The organism is Croceicoccus sp. BE223 (assembly GCF_031457155.1).
In the GTDB taxonomy this organism is placed as follows: domain Bacteria; phylum Pseudomonadota; class Alphaproteobacteria; order Sphingomonadales; family Sphingomonadaceae; genus Croceicoccus.
The window spans coordinates 750,930-774,620 of the sequence record NZ_JAVDWB010000001.1 but is presented as its reverse complement, the minus strand read 5'-3'; the positions used below and the strand labels follow the sequence as shown (position 1 = coordinate 774,620).

The 23,691-nt window shown below is 66.9% G+C and carries 17 protein-coding genes; 6 read left to right on the top strand and 11 right to left on the bottom strand.

Annotated elements, in window-relative coordinates; translation table 11 throughout:
• The 3 genes from J2X37_RS03990 to J2X37_RS03980 all read right to left on the bottom strand — a co-directional run.
• On the bottom strand, positions 1-1,991 hold a 1,991-nt coding region (locus J2X37_RS03990), incomplete at its 3' end, for a hypothetical protein (RefSeq protein ID WP_310018003.1).
• Positions 1,992-2,408: 417 nt separating this feature from the next.
• Positions 2,409-3,257: a helix-turn-helix transcriptional regulator gene (locus tag J2X37_RS03985; protein ID WP_310018000.1), complete on the bottom strand. Its 849-nt coding sequence runs from the start codon at positions 3,255-3,257 to the stop codon at positions 2,409-2,411.
• Positions 3,258-3,330: 73 nt separating this feature from the next.
• Positions 3,331-4,455 (bottom strand): NADP-dependent oxidoreductase, encoded by a 1,125-nt coding sequence (locus J2X37_RS03980; RefSeq protein ID WP_310017999.1) that lies wholly within the window; start codon positions 4,453-4,455, stop codon positions 3,331-3,333.
• A gap of 389 nt (positions 4,456-4,844) precedes the next feature.
• Between J2X37_RS03980 and J2X37_RS03975 the strand changes: the two genes are divergently transcribed.
• From J2X37_RS03975 to J2X37_RS03955, 5 genes are all read left to right on the top strand, one after another.
• Positions 4,845-6,080 carry an aromatic ring-hydroxylating dioxygenase subunit alpha gene (locus J2X37_RS03975; RefSeq protein ID WP_310017996.1) on the top strand — a complete coding sequence of 412 codons (1,236 nt, stop codon included), beginning with the start codon at positions 4,845-4,847 and terminating at the stop codon, positions 6,078-6,080.
• An 11-nt stretch (positions 6,081-6,091) separates the two neighbouring features.
• Positions 6,092-6,649 (top strand): VOC family protein, encoded by a 558-nt coding sequence (locus J2X37_RS03970; protein ID WP_310017994.1) that lies wholly within the window; start codon positions 6,092-6,094, stop codon positions 6,647-6,649.
• A gap of 97 nt (positions 6,650-6,746) precedes the next feature.
• Positions 6,747-7,796: a type III polyketide synthase gene (locus tag J2X37_RS03965; protein ID WP_310017992.1), complete on the top strand. Its 1,050-nt coding sequence runs from the start codon at positions 6,747-6,749 to the stop codon at positions 7,794-7,796.
• The gene (locus J2X37_RS03960) at positions 7,793-8,482 is read left to right on the top strand and encodes a methyltransferase domain-containing protein (RefSeq protein ID WP_310017991.1); all 690 of its coding nucleotides are present in this window, start codon (positions 7,793-7,795) and stop codon (positions 8,480-8,482) included. Before J2X37_RS03965 ends, J2X37_RS03960 begins: the two co-directional genes overlap by 4 nt.
• Positions 8,461-9,531, top strand: coding sequence for an FAD-dependent monooxygenase (locus J2X37_RS03955; protein ID WP_310017989.1), 1,071 nt, complete (start codon positions 8,461-8,463; stop codon positions 9,529-9,531). Before J2X37_RS03960 ends, J2X37_RS03955 begins: the two co-directional genes overlap by 22 nt.
• Here J2X37_RS03955 and trxC read toward each other — a convergent pair.
• Positions 9,528-9,971, bottom strand: a complete 444-nt coding sequence (trxC, locus tag J2X37_RS03950; RefSeq protein ID WP_310017987.1) for a thioredoxin TrxC — start codon at positions 9,969-9,971, stop codon at positions 9,528-9,530. The two genes, J2X37_RS03955 and trxC, sit on opposite strands and share 4 nt — an antisense overlap.
• A gap of 185 nt (positions 9,972-10,156) precedes the next feature.
• Here trxC and J2X37_RS03945 point away from each other — a divergent pair, with 185 nt between their 5' ends.
• Positions 10,157-11,809, top strand: a complete 1,653-nt coding sequence (locus J2X37_RS03945) for an FAD-binding protein (RefSeq protein WP_310017985.1) — start codon at positions 10,157-10,159, stop codon at positions 11,807-11,809.
• A 56-nt stretch (positions 11,810-11,865) separates the two neighbouring features.
• Here J2X37_RS03945 and J2X37_RS03940 read toward each other — a convergent pair whose 3' ends face one another.
• From J2X37_RS03940 to J2X37_RS03910, 7 genes are all read right to left on the bottom strand, one after another.
• Complete coding sequence (locus J2X37_RS03940) at positions 11,866-13,524, bottom strand: PQQ-dependent sugar dehydrogenase (protein ID WP_310017983.1); 1,659 nt, start codon at positions 13,522-13,524, stop codon at positions 11,866-11,868.
• A gap of 317 nt (positions 13,525-13,841) precedes the next feature.
• Positions 13,842-16,241, bottom strand: coding sequence for a TonB-dependent receptor (locus J2X37_RS03935; RefSeq protein ID WP_310017981.1), 2,400 nt, complete (start codon positions 16,239-16,241; stop codon positions 13,842-13,844).
• Between the two features lie 138 nt (positions 16,242-16,379).
• Positions 16,380-17,963 carry a sulfotransferase gene (locus tag J2X37_RS03930; protein ID WP_310017979.1) on the bottom strand — a complete coding sequence of 528 codons (1,584 nt, stop codon included), beginning with the start codon at positions 17,961-17,963 and terminating at the stop codon, positions 16,380-16,382.
• Between the two features lie 64 nt (positions 17,964-18,027).
• A complete protein-coding gene (locus J2X37_RS03925; protein WP_310017977.1) occupies positions 18,028-19,032 on the bottom strand; it encodes an NmrA family NAD(P)-binding protein in 1,005 nt (334 codons plus the stop codon).
• Positions 18,992-19,432 carry a type II 3-dehydroquinate dehydratase gene (gene aroQ / locus J2X37_RS03920; protein WP_310017974.1) on the bottom strand — a complete coding sequence of 147 codons (441 nt, stop codon included), beginning with the start codon at positions 19,430-19,432 and terminating at the stop codon, positions 18,992-18,994. The genes J2X37_RS03925 and aroQ overlap by 41 nt, the downstream gene beginning before the upstream one ends.
• Positions 19,433-19,522: 90 nt before the next feature.
• Positions 19,523-20,581: a PrsW family glutamic-type intramembrane protease gene (locus J2X37_RS03915; RefSeq protein WP_310017971.1), complete on the bottom strand. Its 1,059-nt coding sequence runs from the start codon at positions 20,579-20,581 to the stop codon at positions 19,523-19,525.
• Positions 20,582-20,591: 10 nt separating this feature from the next.
• Positions 20,592-23,690, bottom strand: coding sequence for a hypothetical protein (locus J2X37_RS03910; RefSeq protein WP_310017968.1), 3,099 nt, complete (start codon positions 23,688-23,690; stop codon positions 20,592-20,594).
• Position 23,691: the final 1 nt, after the last annotated feature.

Here is a 23,691-nt window from a genome sequence, read left to right as displayed (position 1 = left end):
CCGGCATCGGTCACGACGATGCCGTAGGCCGACGATTCACCCATGTCGGTCGTGGCCGAAACCTCGATCGAGCCGGTGTTGGTCAGCGTGACGTCAGCCACCGCCGCATTGATCGCGATGCCGGTCGCCGTCGCGCTGTTGTCCGCAGTGTACCCGATGGTGGTTGCGGTCGTGCCCGTGCCGGTGATGACCGGAGTCAGGTCGCCGCCCATCGCCGTCGCCGCAACCGTCAGCGAACCGTCGTTGACGATCTCGCCCGACAGCACGCCGGCGGTCTGGAAGCCTTCGACCGTGGCGCCGGAGCCGGCGTAGAGGTCCATGCCCAGCGCATAGGCGCTGCCGTTGCCGTCGGCGTCGGCCGTGACGGTGAAGTCACCCGTGTTCGACACGTCGAATACGCCGCCGCCGGTCGCGTCGAGCTCGTAGCCATAGGCATAAGCGTTTGCGTAGCCCGGCATCGTGACGGTTTCGGTGTTGGTCACCGTTTCCGCCGTCGTGCCCGAGCCCTGGACCGAGGTCGAGGTGACCGTAGTCAGGTAGCTCGCCACTGCCGATGCGCTGACGGCGAAGTTGCCGTCATTGGCGAAAGTGTACGAAGGCTCGCCACCGTTGGCTTCCTGGTAGACACCTTCGGCGTTCGCGTAGGCACCGACTTCGCTGCCGCCGAACAGGCCCGAGGCCGTTGCCGAAGCGTCAACAGTGAAGTCGCCGCCGTTGTAGAACGAGACGCTGGCAGCGCCTTCGCCCGACGAGGCATACTGCTCAACGCCCATCACGCCAGCATTGGCGTAGGCATAAGTGCCTTCCGCCATCGCGTCGGCAGCAAACGCCATCGTGCCGCTGTTCGAAAGCGAAACGGATGCCGACGAGCCCGACGCGCCCTGCTCGACACCGTTCACATAAGCGTAGCCCTGAGCATAAGTGTCAGCCAGAGCCGACGCGCTCGCGGACAGGTCGACCGAGCCGTTGTTGACCAGCGAAACCGCCGCAAGATCGCCCTCGGCATACTGCGCGATGCCAGCGCCACCTTCGCTGCCGATCGCGGCGTTGGCATAAGCCGAACCCGCATCGCCATCCTCGTTCGTGGCCGTCGCCATCGCGCTCGAGGCGACCGAAACGGCGCCGTCATTGGTCATCGTGACCGACGCGTCGCCATCTTCGCTGCCGGCCGACTGGAGAACACCGAAATAGGTGTAATCGTAAGCATATGCGGTGCCGGAAGTCGCCGTCGCCGTCGCCATGCCGTCGATCGAAATGGTACCGTCTTCACCATTGGCGATGTCCGCCACGGCGTCGCCGCTCAGCGCATCGACAACGTCCGTAGACGCCGAGGCGGTCTGCAAGACACCAAAGGTCTTCGAAGACGTAGCCGACCCGGTGGAACCGGCCGCCGAGGCCGACGAACTGACAGCGATGTCGCCGTCGTTGTTCATCGAAGCGCTAGCAGCACCGTCAGCCGAAACCTGCTGGATTACGCCGTAAGTGATACCAGCCGAGCCGTTCGCTGCTTCGCCAACAGTGCCGACAGCGTCGATATCGGCAGTGACCGCCATCGAGCCCGAGTTGTCGATCGCCAGCGTCGCGTCGCCGCTGGCGTCGCCGAACTGGCCGAAGCCGACCAGGATACCCGCGCTGTTCGCGCCCGGCGCGTCGGCCGTTGCGATCGCATAGACTTCGTAGTCGCCCTCGTTGACGAGGCTCAGATCGAGATCACCAGCGGTTGCGGTGCCCGACTGTTCGACCCAGCCGGTCGGCTGGCTGATCACCTGGGCACTGGCGTTGCCGCCGTCGGTGTCCTCAACGCCCGACGAACCCGAATCCAGAATGGTTTCCGTCTCGTCGTCGAGGTCGGTCAGAACCAGGGTCTGCTCGATTGTTGTATCGGTGCCGTTGATACCGGCGGTCGGACCAGCAACGACCTGGGCCAGGCCAGGTGCCGCGATACCGATGGCGAGAGTCGATGCACCAAGCACCAACATGCGCTTATTCATTGCCATTTGTTCCCCCAAATTGGCGAAGGTTTCAGATTTATGACCGGAAGTGAGCCCGCCGGGTCGGGCAAGTCAAGAAGTGCGTTTTGTGATTTCCACCCTCACGGGAGGGTGCAGATAGGAAGCTCCCTGTAACGGAACCGTTAAGTTCGAGGCTACGCAACACCGGACCGGCGGAATGGTTCCCGCCGATCGGGCCGCGTCGCTGCGGTCGCACATGACCTTGTGCGACAAGAAGGTTGATAGAAAGTGTTTTTTTCGGGCCTTCCACAGTCGTAAGCAGCTGCAGCAAACGATTGAAGTGCCCCCAAACCCACGTTTTTCGCATTTTGCGCCGTGTCGGCGTGTCTGTCGCCGACGCATGCCGCAGGACGACGCGATGCCGAAAGTTCCCGAGGTGATGCGCGTGCGCAACAGTCACTGTGGCAGCGTCACGTAACCAAGCTGCGCGGCGCGGAACAGGGTCTGGCAACGGTTGACCGCGCCCAGCTTGATCGAGGCGTTCTGGATGTGGAAGCGGACCGTCGCGCGCGACCGGCCAATGATCATCCCGATCTCGAGGTCGGTCTTGCCCAGCGCGGCCCAGCGCATGCACTCGACCTCGTATTGGGAAAGCGCGTCCGGCCGGACCTTACGGCGCGTCCCCATCGTGCGGGCATAAGTGCTGATGAACAGCCGCGCGTGGATGGCGATCATGTCGGCATGGGCGGCAAAGGCGGCGGACAGGTCGGTCCAGCCCTGGTCCTCGGGGAACAGGCACAGCATGCCGATCTGGCCGAACGGCATGTGGACCGGCACCGCGATGGCCGAAGTCGTCGTCGCCCGCTCGACGAAATCGGCCAGGTCGATCTCGTCCAGGTAGGGGTTGGCGACATGGGTGTGAAAGCCCTCGGCATTGCACCAGAACGGCTGGCTTTCGAACCGCGCGGCCATCGCGATCGGCGAGTTGAGCGCGATCCGCTGCCTGCGGAACCAGGCGTCGGGCCGGTCCTCCCAGCCGAAGATCTCGGTCGCGAGCAGCCGCCCGTCGGCATCGACCGGCGTGTTCTTGTCGGTCAGATCGTGGCTGCAGGCGATGCGAAGGCCCCAGCCCGAGACGAGATCGCGCAGCGCGATCGCGGCGCCGCGCACGTCCTCGGGCCGGGTGATGCGCACCGCGTCGAGCCCGTCCATGGCGAGCGGCGGGGTCTTGCGCCTTGCGCGGAAATCCCCGGCGACCAGATTCGTGTCGGCCCTCGCGGTGGCGAGCTTGCCCATCGATATCATGCTGCACCTCGCCTTGCAGGGCCGGCGTTTGCTGTTTTGATACAGGCCATTTTCGCTATCCTCTCCATACCGGTCAGGCGATGTGGACCAGCTTGCGGCCCCTCACTCCGCCGCTGAACCCCGCGAGCGCCGCGTCGGGCACCGCTTCGAACCCTTTCTCGACATCCAGCCACTCGCGGATGAGGCCCTCGCGAAGGAAGTGAGCAAGCCGCTGGCGGGCCTCGTCCCACAGGGCGACTTCGTCGAAGTAGAAGAAGCCCCGCATGGTCAGCGATCGCATCGCCATGTGGATGTGGTTGTAGATCGGTTCGGGCTGCGCGCCGTAATGCGCGGTGCCGCCGCAGATGAGCACTTGCCCGTAGTGGCGCATGTTGAGGAGCGCGGCATCGAGCAGCTTGCCGCCGACATTGTCGAAGAAGACGTCGACCTCGTCGGGACACGCTGCGGCGATCTGCCCGGCCAGGTCATCCGCCTTGTAGTCCACAACCGCGGCAAAACCGTTGGCCAGCACGGCCGCGCACTTTTCTGCCCCGCCGGCGATGCCGACCGCCCTTGCTTCGAACAACGGCGCAAGCTGGCCGGCAAGCGAGCCTATCGCTCCGCTCGCGCCCGAAATCAGCACCGTGTCGCCGGGACGCACCTTCAGGAAATGGGCAAGGCCCAGCCAGGCGCAGATTCCGCTCATGCCCAGGGCCACCAGCCCGCTCGAGGTCGCTATCCCGTCGGGAATGATTTGAAGCGGCACGCCGAGATGGTCGGTGCCGCTCGACAGCGAATAGTCGGCCCAGTCGAGAAAGCCGGTGACTCTCGTCCCCTCGGGCCAGTCGGGATTGCGGCTTTGCACGATGGTGCCGGCGATGCCGCCGCGCATCGGCGCGCCGGGCGGCAGCGGATCGAACTTGCCCGGCATGCCGCGAACCCATGCATGGTTCATCGCGTCGGGCGAAAAGTATTCTGCCCGGATCAGCACCTCGCCCGGTGCAGGCTCCGGCACGCGCCCCTCACCCCGCTCGAAATGGCCGCGCACGAGCGCCATGCCGCCACCGATGTCGTCGTTCGGGCGCCCGACCCGCCAGATGCGATTGATGCCCGTGGCTTGCGAACCATCATACATAGCGGAGACGATCTTGCTCGCGCTCCGCCCGTCTGCCGGGCCGCCAGGCGGCACGACCTCACTGTTGGGCAGGGTGTCCTTCATCGCTCTCCTCTCGCCCGCGATTGCAGCGCTCCGCCCGGTCGAGGCCCGAGGCCTCGCTGGCGGATGCGCGAAGTGTGTGCCCGCACTCGCCACCTTGTTGCGACGGCTGTTTGCGGCACTCGCCTTAAAACGGATACTACGCATTATCACGGTCGGGGAAAGGACTTTCGCGTGAAACCGTCCGTCGCCGCCAACGGCCGGTCGAACAAAAGCCCTTCGCGCCGCGCGACAATGGCTGACGCTCTAGCCATTTGGCCAGTGGCAGCAGTCTGCCGTATGGCGTTTCGTCATCCGTGGCGCGCCCTGCCCGACAAGACGGTTCGAAACCGCCACCAAACGGAACGCGCCGCGGGCCTTGTCCACCCGTCCGACCGGAGAGGAGCGCCAGGATGCCGGAAAACGTCTACGACGAAGTCGAAAAGGTCATCGCGTTCGAAGCGGCGCGACAGGAACCGCGCCCCGATTTTCCGCCGCTGCCGGAGATACCCGGCGGGCGATACACCAGTCCCGAATTCTTTGCGCTGGAGCATGACCGGGTGCTCGCTAAAAGCTGGGTCTGCGCCGGGCGGGACGAAGATCTGCGCAAGGTCGGCGACTATCGCCTGTGGGACAAGCTGGGCGTGCCGCTGCTGCTGGTGCGGGGACAGGACGACAGGATCCGCGCCTTCTACAACACCTGCCGCCACCGCGGCGCGCCGGTCGTGCGCCAGGACGCGGGCAACACGCGGCTGCTGCGCTGCCAGTACCATTCCTGGTCCTACGGCCTCGACGGCACGCTGAAGGGCGTGCCGGACGAGCGCGACTTTCCTTGTCTCGACAAGTCGTCCCGCGGTCTCATCGAGGCGGCCTGCGACGTCTGGGGCGGGTGGGTCTTCGTGAATCTCGACAAGGACGCGCAGCCGCTCCTCGACTATCTCGGCCCGCTGGTGGCCGAACTCGACTGTGTCGGCATGGCCGGGCTGCGCACCGTCCACGTGCAGGAGTACCAGGTCGCCTGCAACTGGAAGGTGGCGATGGACGGCTTCCTCGAAGTCTATCACATCAACACCATTCACCCGACCAACGCTGGCATCATGCTCGACCACAAGGCCGCCGCGATGGGTCTGTTCGAACATGGCCATTCGCGCATGGCGACGCGCAAGCGGATGAACCAGGGGCTCAATTTCGTCGAGTTCGAGGGCGCGCCCGACATCCCGACGATGCCGGACTTCTATCGCCTCAACAACGTCGCCTACATGGCCTTTCCGAACCTGATCACCCCGGTGGAGCCGACGGGCTTTCCGGTGCTGCTCTTCTGGCCCGACGGCGTCGGCAAGTGCACGATGCAGGCGATCTACGTCGCGCCGGATTGGGGGAACGGGCCGCTGCCCGAATTCTGGAACACCTTTCTGCCGATCTTCGATCAGGTGCTGGAAGAAGACATGATGAACATGGCGCCGATCCAGCGCAGCCTCGAATCCGGCGGCTTCACCGGGATGATGATCAACTACCAGGAACGTCGCATCTACTGGTTCCACGAGGAGGTGGACCGCCTGATCGGTGCCGCAGACATCCCCGACGGTCTCGCAGTGCCACAACTGCTCTCCCGCTTCGTCGAGGATCGCTACGACCAGGCCGCAGAATGAACAGCAGACCGATGCGCCGCGAGCTCTTCCAACAGGCCTATTTCGTCCGTTCGATCGACGAAGCCGCGCGGAACTGGGCCGATGCCTTCGGCGCGGGTCCGTTCTGCATGGTGCGGCACCACGACTGCGAGGAGTTCACCTACCGCGGCCAGGCGGTGGAGGCGGACGTGTCCTATGCCTTCGGCTATCTCGGCAACCAGATGATCCAGTTCATCGAACAGCACGACGACACGCCCTCCATCTACATGGACATGTTCGAACAGGGCGAGGAGGGATTCCACCACGTCGCCTATCTCGTGTCGGACTTCGCCGCGGAACGCCAGTGGTGGCTCGACCGGGGCTACGAGCTGGCGACCGAGCTCTACGCCGACGAGGTCAACGCCGCCTATTTCGACACTCGCTCGCTCAACGGCGTCTTCACCGAGATCCACGGCGACCCGCCCCACATCATGGGCCTGTTCGCGCACTGGAAGCGCCTGCACGATGCGCGCACCGACGCGACGCCCCCCACTTACGAGATCGAGGACCTGCACTTCTACCAGCGCGCACCGCTGATCCCGAAGGGTTGACCCTGCCCGACGCAGGCTCCTGCCGCGCGCCGAATTGCAACAAGTCGTTTGTAGGACTGGGTAAAACCGACCATACCGCTGGCGGTAAAGGAGTCGGATGACCCAGCCCCACATCAATGCGATCGCGACCGCCGTACCCCGTCACGAGGCGCACGCCGTTTTCCGCGAATGGGCCGAAGCCCGCATCGCCGATCCTCGCCAGCGCAAGCTTTTCGGGCGCATGGCCGACCGTTCGGGCATCGCCCATCGCTGGACCGTGCTGGCCCCGCCCGCGGACGGTTCGCAGACCGGGTTCAACGGTTTCTACGGACGCGGCATGCCGCCGACTTCGGCGCGAATGGATATCTATGCGCGGGAAGCGCCCGATCTGGTGATGCAGGCCGCCGCCGGTCTCGAGCGGCTGGACGAGGTGACCCATCTCGTCCTGGCCAGCTGCACCGGTTTCATCGCGCCAGGCATCGACCAGATCGTCGCCCGCCGGCTCGGTCTTTCGCCTTCGGTCGAGCGCACGCTGGTGGGCTTCATGGGCTGCTACGCCGCGGTCGCCGCGCTGCGCACCGCGCGGCACATCGTCCGTTCCGAACCGGCGGCGCGCGTGCTGGTCGTCACGGTGGAGCTTTGCACCCTGCACCTCCAGGCCGACGAGGAGGTCGACGAAATCCTCACCATGCTGCTGTTCGGCGACGGCGCGGCGGCGGCCATCGTGTCGGCCGAGCCGGTCGGCATCGCGCTCGGCACGCCCTTTTCGGCGACACTGCCCGACAGCGCGGCGCTGATCGGCTGGACCATCGGCGACACCGGCTTCGACATGACCCTGTCGGGCGCGGTTCCGGCCCACATCCGCGAGGCGATCGCCAGCGGCGTCATGCAGCGCGCTTTCGGCGAGCCTGACCGGATCGACGGCTGGGCGGTCCATGCCGGCGGGCGCACCGTCCTCGACGCGGTGGAGCAAGGCTTCGACCTTGCGCCCGACGCCCTCGCTGAAAGCCGCGCGGTGCTGCACGATTTCGGCAACATGAGCTCGGCCACGCTGATGTTCGTGCTGGCTCGCGTGCTGGCGGATCGCCGTCGCGTCGCAAACGGCGTGGCGCTTGCCTTCGGCCCCGGCCTCGCGATCGAGGGCTTTGCTTACCGAACGGCCCGATGACCCTCGCGCAGCGCAGCCTTGCCGAGGAGCAGATGGACGATCCCGCGCTGCCCGAAGAGCAGTATGCCGCGCTGCTGAACGACCTCGCCCGCGTCAACACGCTGACGATGGCGGCGCGGCCCACGCTCGCGTTCCTGGCGCGCATCGCCAGGCCGGGCGCGCGGCTGAAGGTGCTCGACGTCGGCTTCGGACAGGGCGACATGCTGCGCCGCGTGGCGCGCTGGGCGGCAAAGGGCGGGGTGGAGGTCGAGCTTGTCGGCATCGACCTCAACCCCCGATCTGCCCCCGTGGCGCGCGCCGCGACCCCGCCGGACATGCCCATCGCCTACCGCACCGGCGATTATGCCGAGCTTGCCGGGCAAGGCTGGGACGCGGTGATGTCCAGCCTCGTCGCGCATCACATGACCGATCGGCAGCTCGTCGCCTTCCTCCGCTTCATGGAGGCGGAGGCGCGCCTCGGCTGGCTGGTGAACGACCTGCACCGCCATGCCCTGCCCTATCATGGCTACCCGCTGCTGGCCCGCGCGATGGGCTGGCACCGCATCGTGCGCGAGGATGGCCGCCTGTCCATCGCCCGAGCCTATCGCCCCGCCGAATGGCCGCCGATCCTTTCCCGCGCCAGGATCGCCGGGGCCGAGGTGGCGCGGCATTTCCCGTTTCGCCTGTGCGTGACGCGCGTCCGCTGATCGTCGGCGCCGGGCCTGCGGGCTGCGCCGCTGCCATCACGCTGGCGGAGGCGGGCGCGCGGCCCCTGGTGCTAGAGCGGGAGAGGACCGCCGCCGATCCGCTTTGCGGCGGTTTTCTCAGCTGGACCGCCCTCCCCCGCCTCGCGCGGCTGGGCGTCGATGTCGCGGCGCTGGGGGCGCGGCCCGTCACTGCGCTGGCGCTCTATGCCGGATCAGCCCGCGCCGCGTCGCCGCTTCCCGCACCCGCCGCATCGCTGTCGCGCGGCGCGCTCGACACCGCGCTCCAGGCCCGTGCCGAGGCCTGCGGTGCGGAGATCCGGAAAGGCGTCCACGTCCGGGGCACAGACGGCGTTGCGCAGCAGGCGGAAGCGCACGGCGCAGGTCCGGTCATCCTCGCCACCGGCAAGCACGAGATGCGCGGCTTCCCCAGACAGCCGCGCGAGGGCGACCCGGTGCTGGGCCTGCGCTGGCGGCTGACCCTGACCCCCGCGATGCAGGAGGTGTTGTCGGGGCTGATCGAATTGCACTGCTTTGCGGGCGGCTATGCCGGCCTGACGCTGCAGGAGGATGGACGCGCCAACCTGTGCCTCGCCATGCGCGGCAGCCGGTTCGACGCCTGCGGCAAGCGCCCCGAAGCCGTCCTCCGCGCGCTCCACGGCGAATGCCCGGTGCTAGCCGAACGGCTCGACGCGGCCATCTGCGTCGAGGACGCGGCAGCCGTCGCCAACGTCCCGTACGGCTGGCGGGCGGAACGCGCGCTGGGGGTGTTTCGCGTCGGCGACCAGGCCGGGTGCATCGCCTCGCTGTCGGGCGAAGGGATTTCGCTCGCGCTCGGCACCGGCATCGCCGCGGGCGAAGCGGTCTTGCGCGGCGAAGGACCCGATGCGTTCCGCAGCGGCATGGCGGCGCGGCTGGCCACGCCCATCACCGCGGCGCAAGGCGTCAAGCGCATCGCCGAAAGCCCCGTCGCCTCGCGCATGGCGACCGCCGTCGCAGGCGCGGTCCCGGCGCTGTCGCGCGCCGCGGCGCAGGCCCTGCGTCTGCGCTAGCGACCGGCGGCCTGCCGCGCCCAGTTGAAGATCGCGCCGGCCGGCATCGCGCCCGCTTGTCGCGCGATCTCGCGGCCCTTGCGGAACAGGATCATCGTCGGGATCGAGCGGATCGCGTAGCGCGCGGCAATCGCCTGCTCGGCCTCGGTATCGAGCTTGCCGAGCCGGATCGCCGGTTCGAGCTGCGCCGCGGCGGCTTCGAACGCCGGGGCCATCTGGCGGCACGGGCCGCACCAGCTCGCCCAGAAATCGACCAGCAGCGGAATGTCGCCTCGCGCCGCATGGGCATCGAAATTCGCCGCGGTGAGCACCAGTGGGTGCCCGGTGAACAGCGGCTTGCCGCACTTGCCGCACTTGCCCTCGGTCGCGGGCCTGCTGGCGGGCAGGCGGTTGGCGGTGTTGCAGGCCGGGCAGATCGCGATTTCGGCTTGGTCGGTCATGGCGCAGGTTCCGTGCTTGTGTCGGGACCGAGATAGTGAGGCGTCCCTTCCGCTTCCAGCAGTTCGCAAGGACGATGATCCGGCTGTCACAAACCGCAGGTATCCGCGCGTTTCTCGCGCTTGCTAAGGCAGCCAACGAAACGCCGCCCCAACGCGGAGACGCGGCGACGGACGGGAGAGCAACGATGACGGAAGACCTTGTTTGGCACCGCGAAGCCGATGTCGTGGTGCTCGGTTCCGGCGGCGCGGCGATGACCGCGGCGATTGCCGCACACGACTTCGGCGCGAAGGATGTTGTCATCCTGGAAAAGACCGGCATGGTCGGCGGCACGACGGCGATGTCGGGCGGGATGCTCTGGGTGCCCAACAACCCGCACCAGCTCGCCGCCGGGATCGAGGACGACGACGAGGACATCGTCGCCTATCTCGACGCCCTGTCGCCCGGCGCGCTCGACCCCGACGTGTTGATGGCCTTCATGGAAGGCGGGCCGGAAATGCTCGGCTACCTGGCCGAAAAGACGCCGGTGAAGCTCCACGTCTTCAACGACTTTCCCGATTACCAGCCCTACCTTCCCGGCGCGAAGCCGCAGGGCGGGCGGTCGCTCGACAATGCGGCCTTTTCGTTCGCGCGGCTGGGTAAATGGTCGCAGCGGGTCAATCCCAGCAAGATGGCCTACCCGCTGCGCGGCAGCCTGATGGAGGCGGTGACCGGCGCGCTCGACGAAACGACGCTGGCCGAGCGCGAGGCCGGCGACTACCGCGGGCTGGGCCAGGCGCTGGCCGGTTCGCTGTTCCTCGCCGTGATCGAGCGCGACATCCCGGTCGAGTTCGAGAAGCGCGCCCGCCACCTGGTCAAGGACAATGGCCGCATCATCGGCGTCGTTGCCGACGATGCCGACGGCAACGATTATCGCGTGCGCGCCCGGCGCGGCGTGGTGATCGCGACCGGCGGGTTCGAATGGAACGAGAAGCTGGTCAAGACCTTCCTGCGCGGCCCGCTGACCGGCCCGGTCAGCGTGCCCGAAAACGAAGGCGACGGATTGCTGATGGCGATCGAGGCGGGTGCGCAGCTCGGCAACATGCAGCACGCCTACTGGATGCAGAGCGTGCTGGAGATGAAGCCGCAGCACCGCAATGCCAAGCCCAACTACCTGCTCGGCTCGGACGAGCGCGCCAGGCCCGGCGCGATCCTGGTGAACCGGACCGGCAAGCGTTTCGTCAACGAGGCGGCCAATTACAACGCGCTGGGCAAGGCGCTGCATGCCTTCGACGGGGGCAGACACGAATATGCCAACCTGCCCTATTGGCTGATCATCGACGATCGTTATCGCAACAAGTACCACACCTTCAACACGCCGGCGGGTGGCCCCGTGCCGTCCTTCATGATGCAGGCCGACACGCTGGAGGAACTGGCGAAGATGGCCGGCATCGACCCGGCGGGGCTGTTGGCCGAAGTGGCGCATTTCAACGCGATGGTGCGGGCCGGGCACGACGACGACTTCTGCCGAGGCGACAACAGCTACGACAATTTCTACATGTGGGGCGACATGGACTACGAGCCGCCCTACCGCACTCTCGGCGTCATCGACCAGGCGCCGTTCTACGCGGTGAAGATGGAAGCGGGCGCGCTCGGCACCGCGGGCGGCCCGCGCACCAATGCCGAAGCACAGGTTCTCGACTGGAATGACGAGCCGATCCCCGGCCTCTATGCCGCCGGAAATGCGATGGCGGCGGTGCTGGGCGAAGGCTACGGCGGCGCGGGCGGCACATTGGGGCCCGGGCTGACGTTCGGCTACCTCGCCGGCAAGCACCTCGGCACGCACATCCCGAACCGCTGAGACCGGCAGGTCGCTGCCTCGCCGTCCGGTTCGCTTGCCGGACGGCGGGCGCCGCGTCAGTCCTTGACCACCTGCCGGGTGTGCGGGTCGATCTTGGCGTCGCCCTGGCTCAGCGAGCGGAGGTAGGCGTCGAGCTGCAGCACCGTCTCGAAGTCGTTGATCGGCGGCACCGCCATCTTCGTGCCGGGATAATACGACATCGGGTTCGCGATGAAGGCCTGCAGGCTGAAGTCGTCCCAGATCACCTGCGTCTTCGGATTGCTCATCGCCGTCGAGTAGTTGTAGCCGGGCAGCGTGCCTGACTTGCGATAATAGACCGTGTTGAGGTCGGGTCCGATTTCGCCGCTGGTGAACGTGCCCGCGCTGTGACAGGCGGCGCAGTTTTCGCCGAACAGCTTCTTGGCGCGCACCTCGTCGTACTTGAAGTTGTTCATCACTTGCGAGAACTTCTCCTGATAGACGCCGCGATTGGCGAAATCGCCGAACATGCCGACATCGGTCGGCGCCGCGCTCGGCTTGGCGACCTTCGCCTTTTCGGACGCGGCCGGGGCGCCGGGGCGAAGCCGCAGCACGCGACCGCTCGAACTGTCGGTCAGCGCGTAGATGTAGCCGTCCGGCCCCTGCCCGACGGTGCGGATGCGCTCGTTCATGTCGGCCATGATCGCCTCTTCGAGCACGACCTTGCCGTCCTTGACCCGGATGCGGCGGATGAGGTGGCCCATCAGTTCGCCGGTGAACAGGTCGCCCTTCCATGCCGGGAAACGGTCTCCGGTATACTGGATCAGGCCCGACGGCGCGCGCGATGGCGACCAGTTGATGACCGGATCGACGAAATCGCCGCCGTCCTGCTGCTCGCTCATCGCCCGGCCCGAATAATCGAAGCCCCAGGTCGACAGCGGCCAGCCGTAGTTGCCGCCCGCCTTCATCAGGTTCAGTTCGTCGCCGCCCTTGGGCCCGATGTCGATCGCCCAGATCTCGCCGTCCGTCGTCCGCGCGATGCCGGCCGGATTGCGGAAGCCCATTGCCCAGATCTCGGGCAGCGCGCCCTCCACCTTGGCCATCGGTCCGCCCGCCACAGCGCTGCCGTCGCGGTTCAGGTGGATGATCTTGCCCGACTGGTTGTCGAGCCGCTGAACCATGCCGCGACTGCCCTGTCCGCCCGATCCCATGCCGACCAGCATCGTCCTGTCGGGCAGGAACAGGATGCGCATGATGTTGGGGCCGCCAGCAGGCGCGGGCACCGCGGTGGTGAAGATCACCTTCTGGTCGCTCAGCGCGCCGTTGGCGAGCCTGGCCTTCATGATGTGGCCGACGCGCGCGTTGTCGTCGCCGGTCATGTAGGTCAGGTAGATCGTGGAATTGCTGGCGAAGTCGGGATCGACCTCCACGTCCAGCAATCCGTCGAACATGCTGGTCGACAGCACTTCGGGCGTGCCCTTGATCGCATCGGGCAGAAGCTTGCCGTCCCGGATGACGCGCAGGCGGCCGGGCCGTTCGGTCACCAGCATGTCGCCGTTGGGCAGCCAGGTCATTTCCCAGGGTCGGTCGAGATTGGCGGCGACCTCCTCGACCCAGTAAGCCGTTTCCGCGGCCGGCGCGGCCACCTGCGCGACACCCCTGGAGGCGGTGACCAGCCCGCCCACGCCCATCGCCGCGGTGGCCCCCGCGAGGGCCAGCGTGAGAATCCTGACGCGCGAAATCCTGCCTTTTGTCATCCCGTCATCCCGTCTTTTCTGCGTGGTCCCGGCGAACGTTACTCACCCCATGCTTTACGCGGGATGATCGGCGGAAAAGGTCGGCATTCGGGCCGACCCCGCATCCCCCGTCGCTCGACAAGTGAGCCACGCTTCGGCCTGATGGCGGCCGCTGCCCGTTTGTCTGCGCGGCACTCTAGCGCAATGACGGCGGGGCCAAACTAGCAGAAAAAAGGGCTGAATCTCCAACAGGTGCCGCATGACCGCCGGTGCGGCCGGTGCGGCAAGGCCGAATGCCGACCGGCACGCGTCGGTCGCGCGCCGGTCGGCGTGGGACGTCAGTCGAAGCGGGTGCCGACCTTCACGCCGAACATGCGCGGGCGGATCGGGTAGTAGCGGGCGAAATCGCCGCAGATCGACGGCACGCAGACGGTGTTGATCGACAGGATGCCGCGCTTGTCGAAGGCGTTCTGGACAAAGGCCTCCCACATCCAGCGGCCCATGTCCGCGCCCAGCGAGAAGTCGAAGGTGGTGAAGCCCTTGGTCGAACCGAGCAGCCCCGCCTCGAAATCGGTGAGGTACGACCGCGTGCCCGACTGGTGGTTGACCGTCCCCTGCACGAAGGCCAGCGCCTCTCCGATATCGAAGCCCTGCCGTGCGGTCAGGTTGGCCTTGAATTTCGGCTGGATCGGCAGACGCGTTCCCGCAGGCGCGGCGACCACGTCGGGCGAGGTGCAGGCCGGGTTGCCGCTGGCGTCGATCGGGCAGAAATCGGTGGTCAGTTGCGCATCGGTGTAGGTCGCCGCGCCCGAAAGGTTGAACTGCTCGACCCGAAGGTTGAAGTCCGCCTCCACGCCCTTGATCCGCGCGTTGCCGGCGTTGTAGGTGCTGATGACGCCCAGCGAACCGGCCGAACTGAGGCCGTACTGAAGATCCTTCCACTTCTCGTAATAGCCGGTGACGTTGAGCGTCAGCCTGCGGTCGAGCCACATCGTCTTCACGCCGACCTCGTAGTTGTCGAGCGTGTCGGCCATGTAGGGATTGACCCCGATTCGCCGGTTGATGCCGCCGGGCCGGAAGCCGGTCGAATAGGTGGCGTAGATCATCGCATCGGGATCGATCTTGTAGGTCAGGTTGAGCTTGTGAGTCTCGCCATCTTCCTTGACCGTCTTGTCGAACAGGTCGCAGGGCAGGTCCGGATCGCTCGACGGCGGGCAGAGATCGGTGTTGGCGACCGTGCCCGCGGTGCCGGAAAAGCCGCTCAGCGAATTCTTCGTGCGGAAATAGCGGATGCCGCCGTTGATGCTGAGCGCCGGCGTGATGTCGAACGTCAGGTCGAGGAAGGCCGCTTTGTCCCGGTCGACGCGAAAGACGCGGGTGCAGAAGATGTCGTCGCCGCAACCCGGCACCGCGTAGCCGTAGGGCGATGCGGCAAGGCCGGGGATGATGTAGTCGGCATTGATCCGGTCGGTCTGGCGCGCGACGAACACGCCGGCGATCAGTTGCCAGCGATTGCCCGACGGCGAGGACAGGCGCAGTTCATGGGTCTGCTTGGTGTACTTGTCGAAGCCGCGATAGGTTTGCGTCGGGTCGATGTTCTCGTCGTTGGCGTCGAGGAAGCTGACATAGGACGGATAGGCCGCGTCGTAGGCGACGGTGTAGGCCGAATAGTCCTGCACCACGTCGGTCTCGCGCTCGAAATAGCCGCCCGCGTACGTCACGTCCCAGTCGCTGATCTTGCCGCGCACGGTCAGCATCGCCTGGTACCATTCGTCGCTGCCGTAATCGGGCGTGTAGTCCTGCAATTCCAGATCGCCGACGGTGGGGTCGAACAGGAACGTGCCGTTAGACTTCTGCTTCTGGTAGATGACCGCCGGCAGGACCGTCCAGTTCTCGTCCAGATCGATGCCCAGTGCGGCACGCCCGCCCCAGGTCTCGACGTCGTTGAAATTCTTCTCGACATAGGCCGCGTTGTCGACCGTCAGGGGGACGAGGTCGCCGTTGACGTCGAAGACCTGGTAGGTCCGCGACCCGGCGACATTGCTGATGTATCCGCCCACCCGTTCGTAGAAGGCCGAGGTGCGCAGCGCCACGGTTTCGGACAGCGGCAGGTTGACGAAGCCTTCCAGCGAGCCGCCGGTCGAATTCCGGCCCTTGCCGAAACTGGTGAGCGAGGCATCGACACCGCCCTCGACCCGGTCGGTCGTGGGCTTGTTGGTGATGAGACGCAGCGTGCCCGACAGCGAACTGGCGCCATAGAGCGTGCCTTGCGGGCCCGACAGCGCCTCGACACGTTCCATGTCGTAGATGTGCAGGTCGGGCGCGCCGCCGATGGTGGTCAGCGGCACTTCATCGACGTAGATCGCGCTGCTGGGTTGCGGGCCGGAATGGCTGCCGTTGGCGTTCGCGCCGCTGGACACGCCGCGGAAGTAGATCTGCGATTGGCCCGGGCCGAACGACTGGAAGCTGACGCTGGGCAGCATCTTGGCATAGTCGTCGAAGCTGGCGACCTGGTGCTGTTCCAGCTTGGCCCCGTTAAAGGCCTGGATGCTGATCGGCACGTCCTGCAGGCTTTCCGCCCGCTTCTGCGCGGTGACGATGATGACGTTGGAATCGGCGGCCTCATCCGACGACGGAGCCGACATCGTCGGGTCGTCCTGCGCCATGGCCGGGAAAGCGATGAATGCCGTGGATGCGAAAAGCGCCGCTGCCGCCTTGCGCGTAGGATTGTGCCGCATTGAACCCCTCATATCGCTGCACTGCAAGATGAACGAGGTTCCCGCCAAACGCCCGCGCCCGTCAAGCGCGCCGCAAACTTGTCCCGACGCTTGCCATCGGCCTAGTGACATTAATATCACCAGGCATCTCGAACGAGGTCAGCCGCGCCATTCGGTGAGCGCCGGGCCCAGCGCCTCGACCAGCGGGCCGAGGTGCGCCTCGAAGGGTTTCCACGCGCTTGTTCCGTCACGGTAAATCGGTTGGCGGACCTGTTCGGAGCTGGCCGTGCGGACAGCGCGCTCGGTTTCGTGGAAGGACAGGCACGCCGGTTCGAACGGCAGGCCGCAGAAATCGAGCAGGCGGCGCACCTCGCCCTCGGTATCCTCGACCATGTCCTCGTAGATGATGCGGTGGACGCGCCCGGGCTGCACCGCGTCGATATGCGCCATCAGCCGGACGTAGTCGCGATAATACCCGCCCATGTCGTCCAGCGCATAGCTGAACCCCTGTCCCCGCGCAAAATGCTGCTTGAAGTTGGAAAAGCAGCAGCCGAGCGGATGACGGCGCGCGTTGATGATCTTCGCTCCGGGCAGCGCCAGAAGGATCAGCGGCACATGCGCCCAGTTGTTGGGCAGCTTGTCGATGAAGAAAGGGCGCGGCGTACGGCGATGGACGCGGGTGCGCGAGAGGTAGCCCTCGCCAAGCGCGCGGAAGGCACCGGCGTCCATCGTCGCCAGCGCGCCGGGATAGGGGCCGAGGTCCTTGGCGAGCATCGGAATGTCGTGCAGCTCGCTCGTCCCCTCTACCGCGCAGTGGCTGGACAGGATCTGCTCGATCAGGGTCGAACCGGCGCGCGGCATGCCCACCACGAAGATCGGGTCGGGCGCCGGATAGCCCTGCCCCTTTCTTTGGGCGAAGAATTCCGGTGTCGCCAGCGCGATCGAGCGATCGACGAAGGCGCGGGTCTCGCCGGCGCTGTAGGGCAGGCTTTCGCGGCGCAGCGCGTTTCCGGCGGAATAATGGGCAAAGGCGGCGTCGGCCTCGCCGCGATCCTCGCGCGCCTTGCCCAGCGCGAAATCGAAGTGGAAGCGGTCTTCGGCGGAAATGTCGTCGCGCGCAAGCTGCGCTTCCATCGCCGCGAGATCGGCCTCCTCGAACCGGAAGGTCTTGAGATTGGCAAGGCTCCACCACGCTTCGCCCAGCGCGGGTCTGCGCCCGATCGCCTGGCGATAGGCCGCAATGGCGTCCTCGACCCGGCCGATGGTCTTGAGCAGGTGGCCGTAGCTCATCCACACCTTGGGCTGGTCTGGCCGTTCGGCCAGAACCCTGCGATAGATCTCCAGGGCCTCGTCGTAGTCGCCCACCCGGCCCAGCGCGGCGGCGCGCAAGTTGGAATAGCCGAGGTCGTCGGGATCCTCGAGCGAGACGCGGTTCAGTTCCTCGATCGCGTCGGCCGGGCGGTTGGTGCGATAGAGCACGAGCGCGAGGTTGGAGCGCGCGGCGGTAAAGTCGGGCGCGATGTCCAGCGCGCGGCGCAGCAGCGTTTCGGCATCGCGATAACGCCCGATGCGGCCCGCCAGTTCGGCCAGCATCCGGATGGCGAGCGGGTCGAAGGGATCGTCCTTCAGATGCTGGCGCAGCAGAGGCTCGGCACGGGGCAGATCGTTGCGGTTGAGCGCGCTGGCCGCCGCGAGCAGGCGCGGATGGTAGTGGCCGGGCAGTGCGGGACGCGGGGAAGCCATGGCCCTGTTCCTAGCGCCCCGCCCCGCCCCGGCACAATCGCGGCATCGGCCCGGTCCCCCGCCTTCAGCCGCGGATGGGTGACGGCAGCCGCTGCGCGCGGGCCCACTCGGCGATCGGCGTGAGCGTGACGGGCAGTTCCTGCAGCACCCCGCTCATGTCGACCTTGAAGGGTTGCTCCGGCGAAAAGTTGTACCATTCGTAGATGCGCTTCAGTTCGCCCATCATCCGCTCGGCGTCGAGCGTCGACTTGCCCTCGAACACCGCCCCCATGTTGCCGACGAAGGTGTCGATGCTCTGGTTCTCGACCGCGAGGTCCGCGTCCCAGGCCTGCGACAGGATCGCCGCCAGCTGCTCCAACCGGACCGTCTCCGCGCCGCCGACGGCGAAGTGCCGGCCCGACAGGTCCGGTCGCTTCGCGGCCGCGATCATCAACTGCGCAAGATCGGCGTGGCAGATCCAGCTGACCTCCAGTTCGGCCCGGTGCGGATAGGCGAGGACGCCACGCTCGGCGATGCTCGGCCATGCCCAGCCCTTGAGCAGGTTGTCGAGAAAAACGACCGGTTCGAGGCTGATCGCCGGGACTTCGCCCGAAAACAGGATCGAGCGCATGTCGTGCCGCGCGTCCTGCGCCGCGAAACCGCGCTTGTCGTCGGGCACCGGCAGGCTGGTGTTGAAGACGATCACGCCGACACCGGCCTTCGCGGCGGCATCGGCGATGGTGCGCGTGGCCGCGATCAGCGGTTCGGCCGCCTGGAACGAGGTGGACGGGAGATTGAGGAACACCACGTCCGCCCCGCCCAGCGCGGCCCTGATCGCCGCCTCGCTCGCCGCCTCGTCGGAAAGGTCGACGCCCACCGCCTCGACCGCCATGCCGTCGACCGGGGCCGCATCGCCGCCGCGGCTTATTGCGACCGGGTGATGGCCGGCACGGACCAGCGCCTCGACCTGTGCGCGGCCCTGGTCGCCGGTCGCGCCGAAAACGACGATGCGTTGGGTCAGGGCCAGTCCTCCCGGAAAATCGCGGCGATCAGCCCAGCAGATGCGCCGCCTGGCGCAGCGCCAGCGCATAGCCGTTCACCCCGCAGCCGACGATCACCGCGTCGGCGCGGCCCGACACGTAGCTGTGATGGCGGAAGGCCTCGCGCTTGTGGACGTTCGAGATATGCACCTCGATCACCGGGCCCTCGTAGGCCATCAGCGCGTCGAGAAGGGCGACCGAGGTGTGGGTCAGCGCCGCCGGGTTGATGACGATGGCGGCCGCGCCGTGGCGGGCGGCGTGGATCCAGTCGATCAGCTGGTGCTCGGCATTGGACTGGCGAAATTCGATCTCGTGGCCCAGCCCGTCTGCGGTCGTACGGCAAAGCTCCTCCACGTCGGCCAGCGTCGCATGGCCGTAGACCTCGGGCTCGCGCTGGCCCAGCAGGTTGAGGTTGGGTCCGTTGAGGACGAGGATCGGCTGGTTCGGCATCGGTCGGCACACTCCCGTTCGGAAGCCGGGATGTTCGGTTCGGCGGGGGTTGTCAACGGCCGAGGCGGCAGCGGGAAGGCAGCCGCGGAGCTAGTGCCGTTTCAGCTGCTCGCGAAGTTCGGCGATGTCCCACAGGTCGTTGCGGCTGAACGGCAGCAGGCGCTTCACTGCGCGCAGGGTCGGCGGGGCGAAGTCGCGCTCCATCGCGTGGAGCCGCTCGAACCGCGCCCGGTCCAGCTCGGCCTGCGGGTCGAGCCGCTGGCCGTTGGCCCGCTCCACCATCCGGCTTTCCGCGCTGAGCACCAGTTCGCCCAGCAGCCGCCAGTATTCGAGCACTTGCGAGCCGAGGCCCGGCAGGTCGGACCGCTCGGCCACGTAGACGCGAAGCTGGCGGCCGCATTCGGTGTCCGGCCACTCGCCCGCCTCCAGCGCCGGCTGGTCGGCGGCGTGTTCCTGGCGCTCGACATCGAGAAAATGCGAGGCCTCCTTCGCGCCGTAGCGGAACAGCGCGATGACCGCGATCGGCACGACGACCATGGTGGCGGCCATGGCGACCAGCGGCTTTTCCGGAAACTGGTTGAACGCGACATGCAGCGCCACGGCGCAGAGGTAGCCGGGCAGGAAGGCGGTGGGGTGGAATTTCCAGTCCCCGGCATGAACCAGCAGGCTGCGTTCGTTGAACTGGTGCGACAGCGCGGCCATGATCGCCGCGGTGCCGCTGTGCATCACCGCCGTCCCCGCGCCGCGCACCAGCCACACGCCGGGGCTGATCCCGGCATCCTGCGCGAGGTAGATCGCGTTCTCGACGATGGCGAACCCCGCCCCGATCGCAAGGCCGCAGAGCGCCGCATCGATCTTGTAGCCGATGCGGTTCATCACGAAGAGCCAGACGATGGGCGCGCCCTTCAGCGCCTCTTCGATCCACGGCGCGATGAAGCGCGAATAGCCCGACCGGCCCAGCGGCAGCGCGTCGAGCGCCTGGCCGCTGACCGGGTAGGCCAGCGCCGCCGCGATCCCGCCCAGCACGAGCAGCAGCACGATCGTCGACTTGCCGAGCAAGTGGAGCACGTCGAGCCACAGGAACGCGCCCAGCAGCAGCAGCACCGGGGTCAGGGCCAGGACGACGTTGAGCGCGACGAGGGAATCCATCAGCCGACCATCACAGGATTTTCAGCGACATCAACCACTCCGTCTTGCGAAACCCCCCGTTCTCGAAACCGCGCGCCGCGCCGAGCGACAAGGTCATCGGCAGTCGCAGCGCGACGGTCAGGTTGAGATCGACCTGTCCCCCGAGGGTATAGAATGTGCGGTTCGTGCCGTCGGCCTGCCGCGTCGCGAGCGCGCCGGCAAAGACCGCGGGCCGCGCGGAACTGAGGTAGAGGCTGGTCGTGCCCAGCTCGGCAAAGCGGACCGGCGGCAGGTTCCATTCCCCGATCGCCTTGGCGAACCGGCGGGCGTCGATCTCGTCGATCTCGTAGCCGGGAAAGGATTCGAGCTCGCGGTAACGCTTCACGTCCCGGTCATCGACATAGTTGTTGCGGAACGATCCGAAATAGAAGCGGCCCAGCGGATCGCGCGCCGGCCCGCCCACCGCTCCGGCATGGGTGTAGAGCCAGAGCGAGGAATTGCGCAGCGGCAGCGGGCGGCCGAAGGCAAGGCCGGTGTGGATGCGCGGGAACACCTCGTCATTGCCGTAGTCGGCGCCTGCGAACAGCTCGGCGCCGACGCCCTTCTCGTGATCGAGCGAGCCCAGCGACTTCGTCTCGTTGACGTAGCGCGCCCCGGCCTGGCTGGAGAGCAGGTTCTTCGGCCCCGATACGTTCTGCGCATTGGGCAGCGTTTCCAGCCCGACGAAGCCGGCGACCTCGGCGAACAGGTCGAGGGTGCGCGGCGGGTCGTAGACCTGGCTTTTGCGCCACCCGACGGTCAGCGCATCGCCCTTGCGACTCCGTTCCACCGGGCCGAACAGGTCGTAGAACGAGGCGAGGTTGTGCCAGTAGTGCACCCGCCAGTTCAGCGACCGGTACTCGATGCTGGCGTGGATCCGCTCGCTGTCGCGGATGTCGCCGAACGGGCTGACCGCGAGTTCGAGGTTCCACTGCTGGAATTGCAGCGGGTCTTCGTAGGTCTGGCGCCAGCCGAAGGCGGGATCGCCCTTGTAGCCGGTGACAAAAGGAAAGCGCGCCGCCAGCTTGCGCTCGTCGGCGGGGCGGTATTTCGCCCGCTCGGTCACGGCGGCGTCGAGGTCGACCCGCGCGGGCGAACCGGCGGCATAGCCCTTCAGCTCCGGCCAGCGGCGGATGACTTCCGTGCCGAGGAAGGCGACGGTGCCGAGATCGTCGACGTCCGCCGGTGTGACGATCGCCGGGGTAAACCCCTCGCCCGCGAAATCGAAGACGATCATCGATCCGTCCGCCATCGGCAGCGGGCGGAAAAACCCAGTGGAGGCGTTGGTTACGGCCGCGACCTTGCCGCCATCGAGATCGTAGCGGAACACGTTCGACACGCCGGTGTAGTAGGCCGTGCCGAAGAGCGATCGCCCGTCCGGCGAAAACACGAAGCTTTCCGGTATCGCCGGGGCCAGCCGGAACTCGGCCACGGTTTGCGGCGCCTCTCCACCCAAGAGCTGTTCCGTCCGCCAGACCCGCACCGACTGTTCGCCGTTCGACAGACCCATCGACGCCGCGATCAGCGTGCCGTCGGACGAGATGTCGAGATCGGCGGGAACCTCGTTGTAGTCGAAGGTGTGGACCTGGTTGAAACCTTCGTAGGGTGGCGGGATGCGGACGAGCGTCGACAGACCGTTCTGATGACGCAGGCCCCAGAGCGACTTGTCGGCCGCGTTGAAGGCCAGGTCCCCGATCCGCGCATCGGTCAGCAGCCTGCGCCGCCGTCCGCTGTCGACATCGATGACGACGAGGTCGCGGTAGGCGTAGTTGTCCTCGGTATAGAATGCGGTGCGCGACGCCGGGTCGAACGCCATCGAGGTGACGCTGTAGAGCATCGATCCCTTGATGTCGGCGAGCTTTTCGGTCCGCCCGGTCTCGATCGACAGCCGCCCGACATAGGGCAGCACGCCCGGATAGCGGAACGCGCCGATCAGGCTGTTCGTGCGCTCATCGTAAAAGACGCGCGATACCGAACCCAGGCCGCGTTCGGTGATGTGGCGCACCGGCGTGAACGGATACTGCGCGAGAGTGGCGAGGTTCCTTGCCTGGAATTTCCGCTCCCACCCGATCCACTCGTCCCAAGCGCGGTCCAGCCTCATGCCGAAGACACGCCTGAACTGCGCGGCGTAGAAGCCCGCGCTGTCCTCGTCGCGCCGCAGCCATTGCAGCACCTTGTCCGGGCCGTGCGTCAGGGCGAGCCAGCTGAAGAAGCGGGTGCCGTAGAGGTAGTCGTTGACCCCGACCTGGAAGTCGCTGGCGATCCCCTTCGATTCGAGGGCCAGCGGCGAGAAGATCCTCGCCCCGTCGCGCACCTTGGCCCGCCAGACCATCTCGTCGTAGGCACCCTGCCCCCGGCCCAGTCCGCCTGCCATCCACGTCTCGAGGAACACGGCGCTGCCCTCGAGGAACCAGCGCGGGCTGTTGACGCGCGGCGTGACGAGAAAATTGTACAGGATCGTCTCGGGATGCTCCTCCACCGGCATCGGCTTGCCCGCGAAGAACCGGCGCCAGCGTGCGTCACGCGAATTCCACACGTCCATCGTCGCCACGTGGGTCAGCTCGTGATTGCTGAGCGTGTAGAACCGCTCGCCCGGACTGAACGTCTCGTAGCTGATGCCCAGCGGCGCGACATCGAGCAGCACGGCGTTGTTGGGCGAGGCGCGTGCCGCCGCATTGCCGTAATCCGAGAAATCCTTGAGCAGCACCGTCGTCGGGTCCCACGGCTGCCAGTCGAACAGGTGCTTGTGATAGTCGAGCGCATTGGCAACGGCCCGGCCGACATAGGGCGTCAGGTAGGTCTGCGCCGGATCGAAATAGAGCAATGCGAAGTCGCCGGTGCGAAGCAGCGACAGGTCGATCAGCGGCAGGTTGTTGGCGGTTTCGGGCGGGTCGCCCTCCGCGACGGGTGGCGGCGGCTCCGGCGCGGGATCGACGAGGATAGGCTCGGCGGCAGCAGGCTCCACCGTCATGGGCGGGGCGGACGGGGGAACGTCCAGGACCTGCGCCATGGCTGCGCTGCTGCCGCCGGCCCAGAAAAGCGCGGTGGCGAGAGACAGGATCCGTCCGGCGGACGCTCGACCCGAATCCATT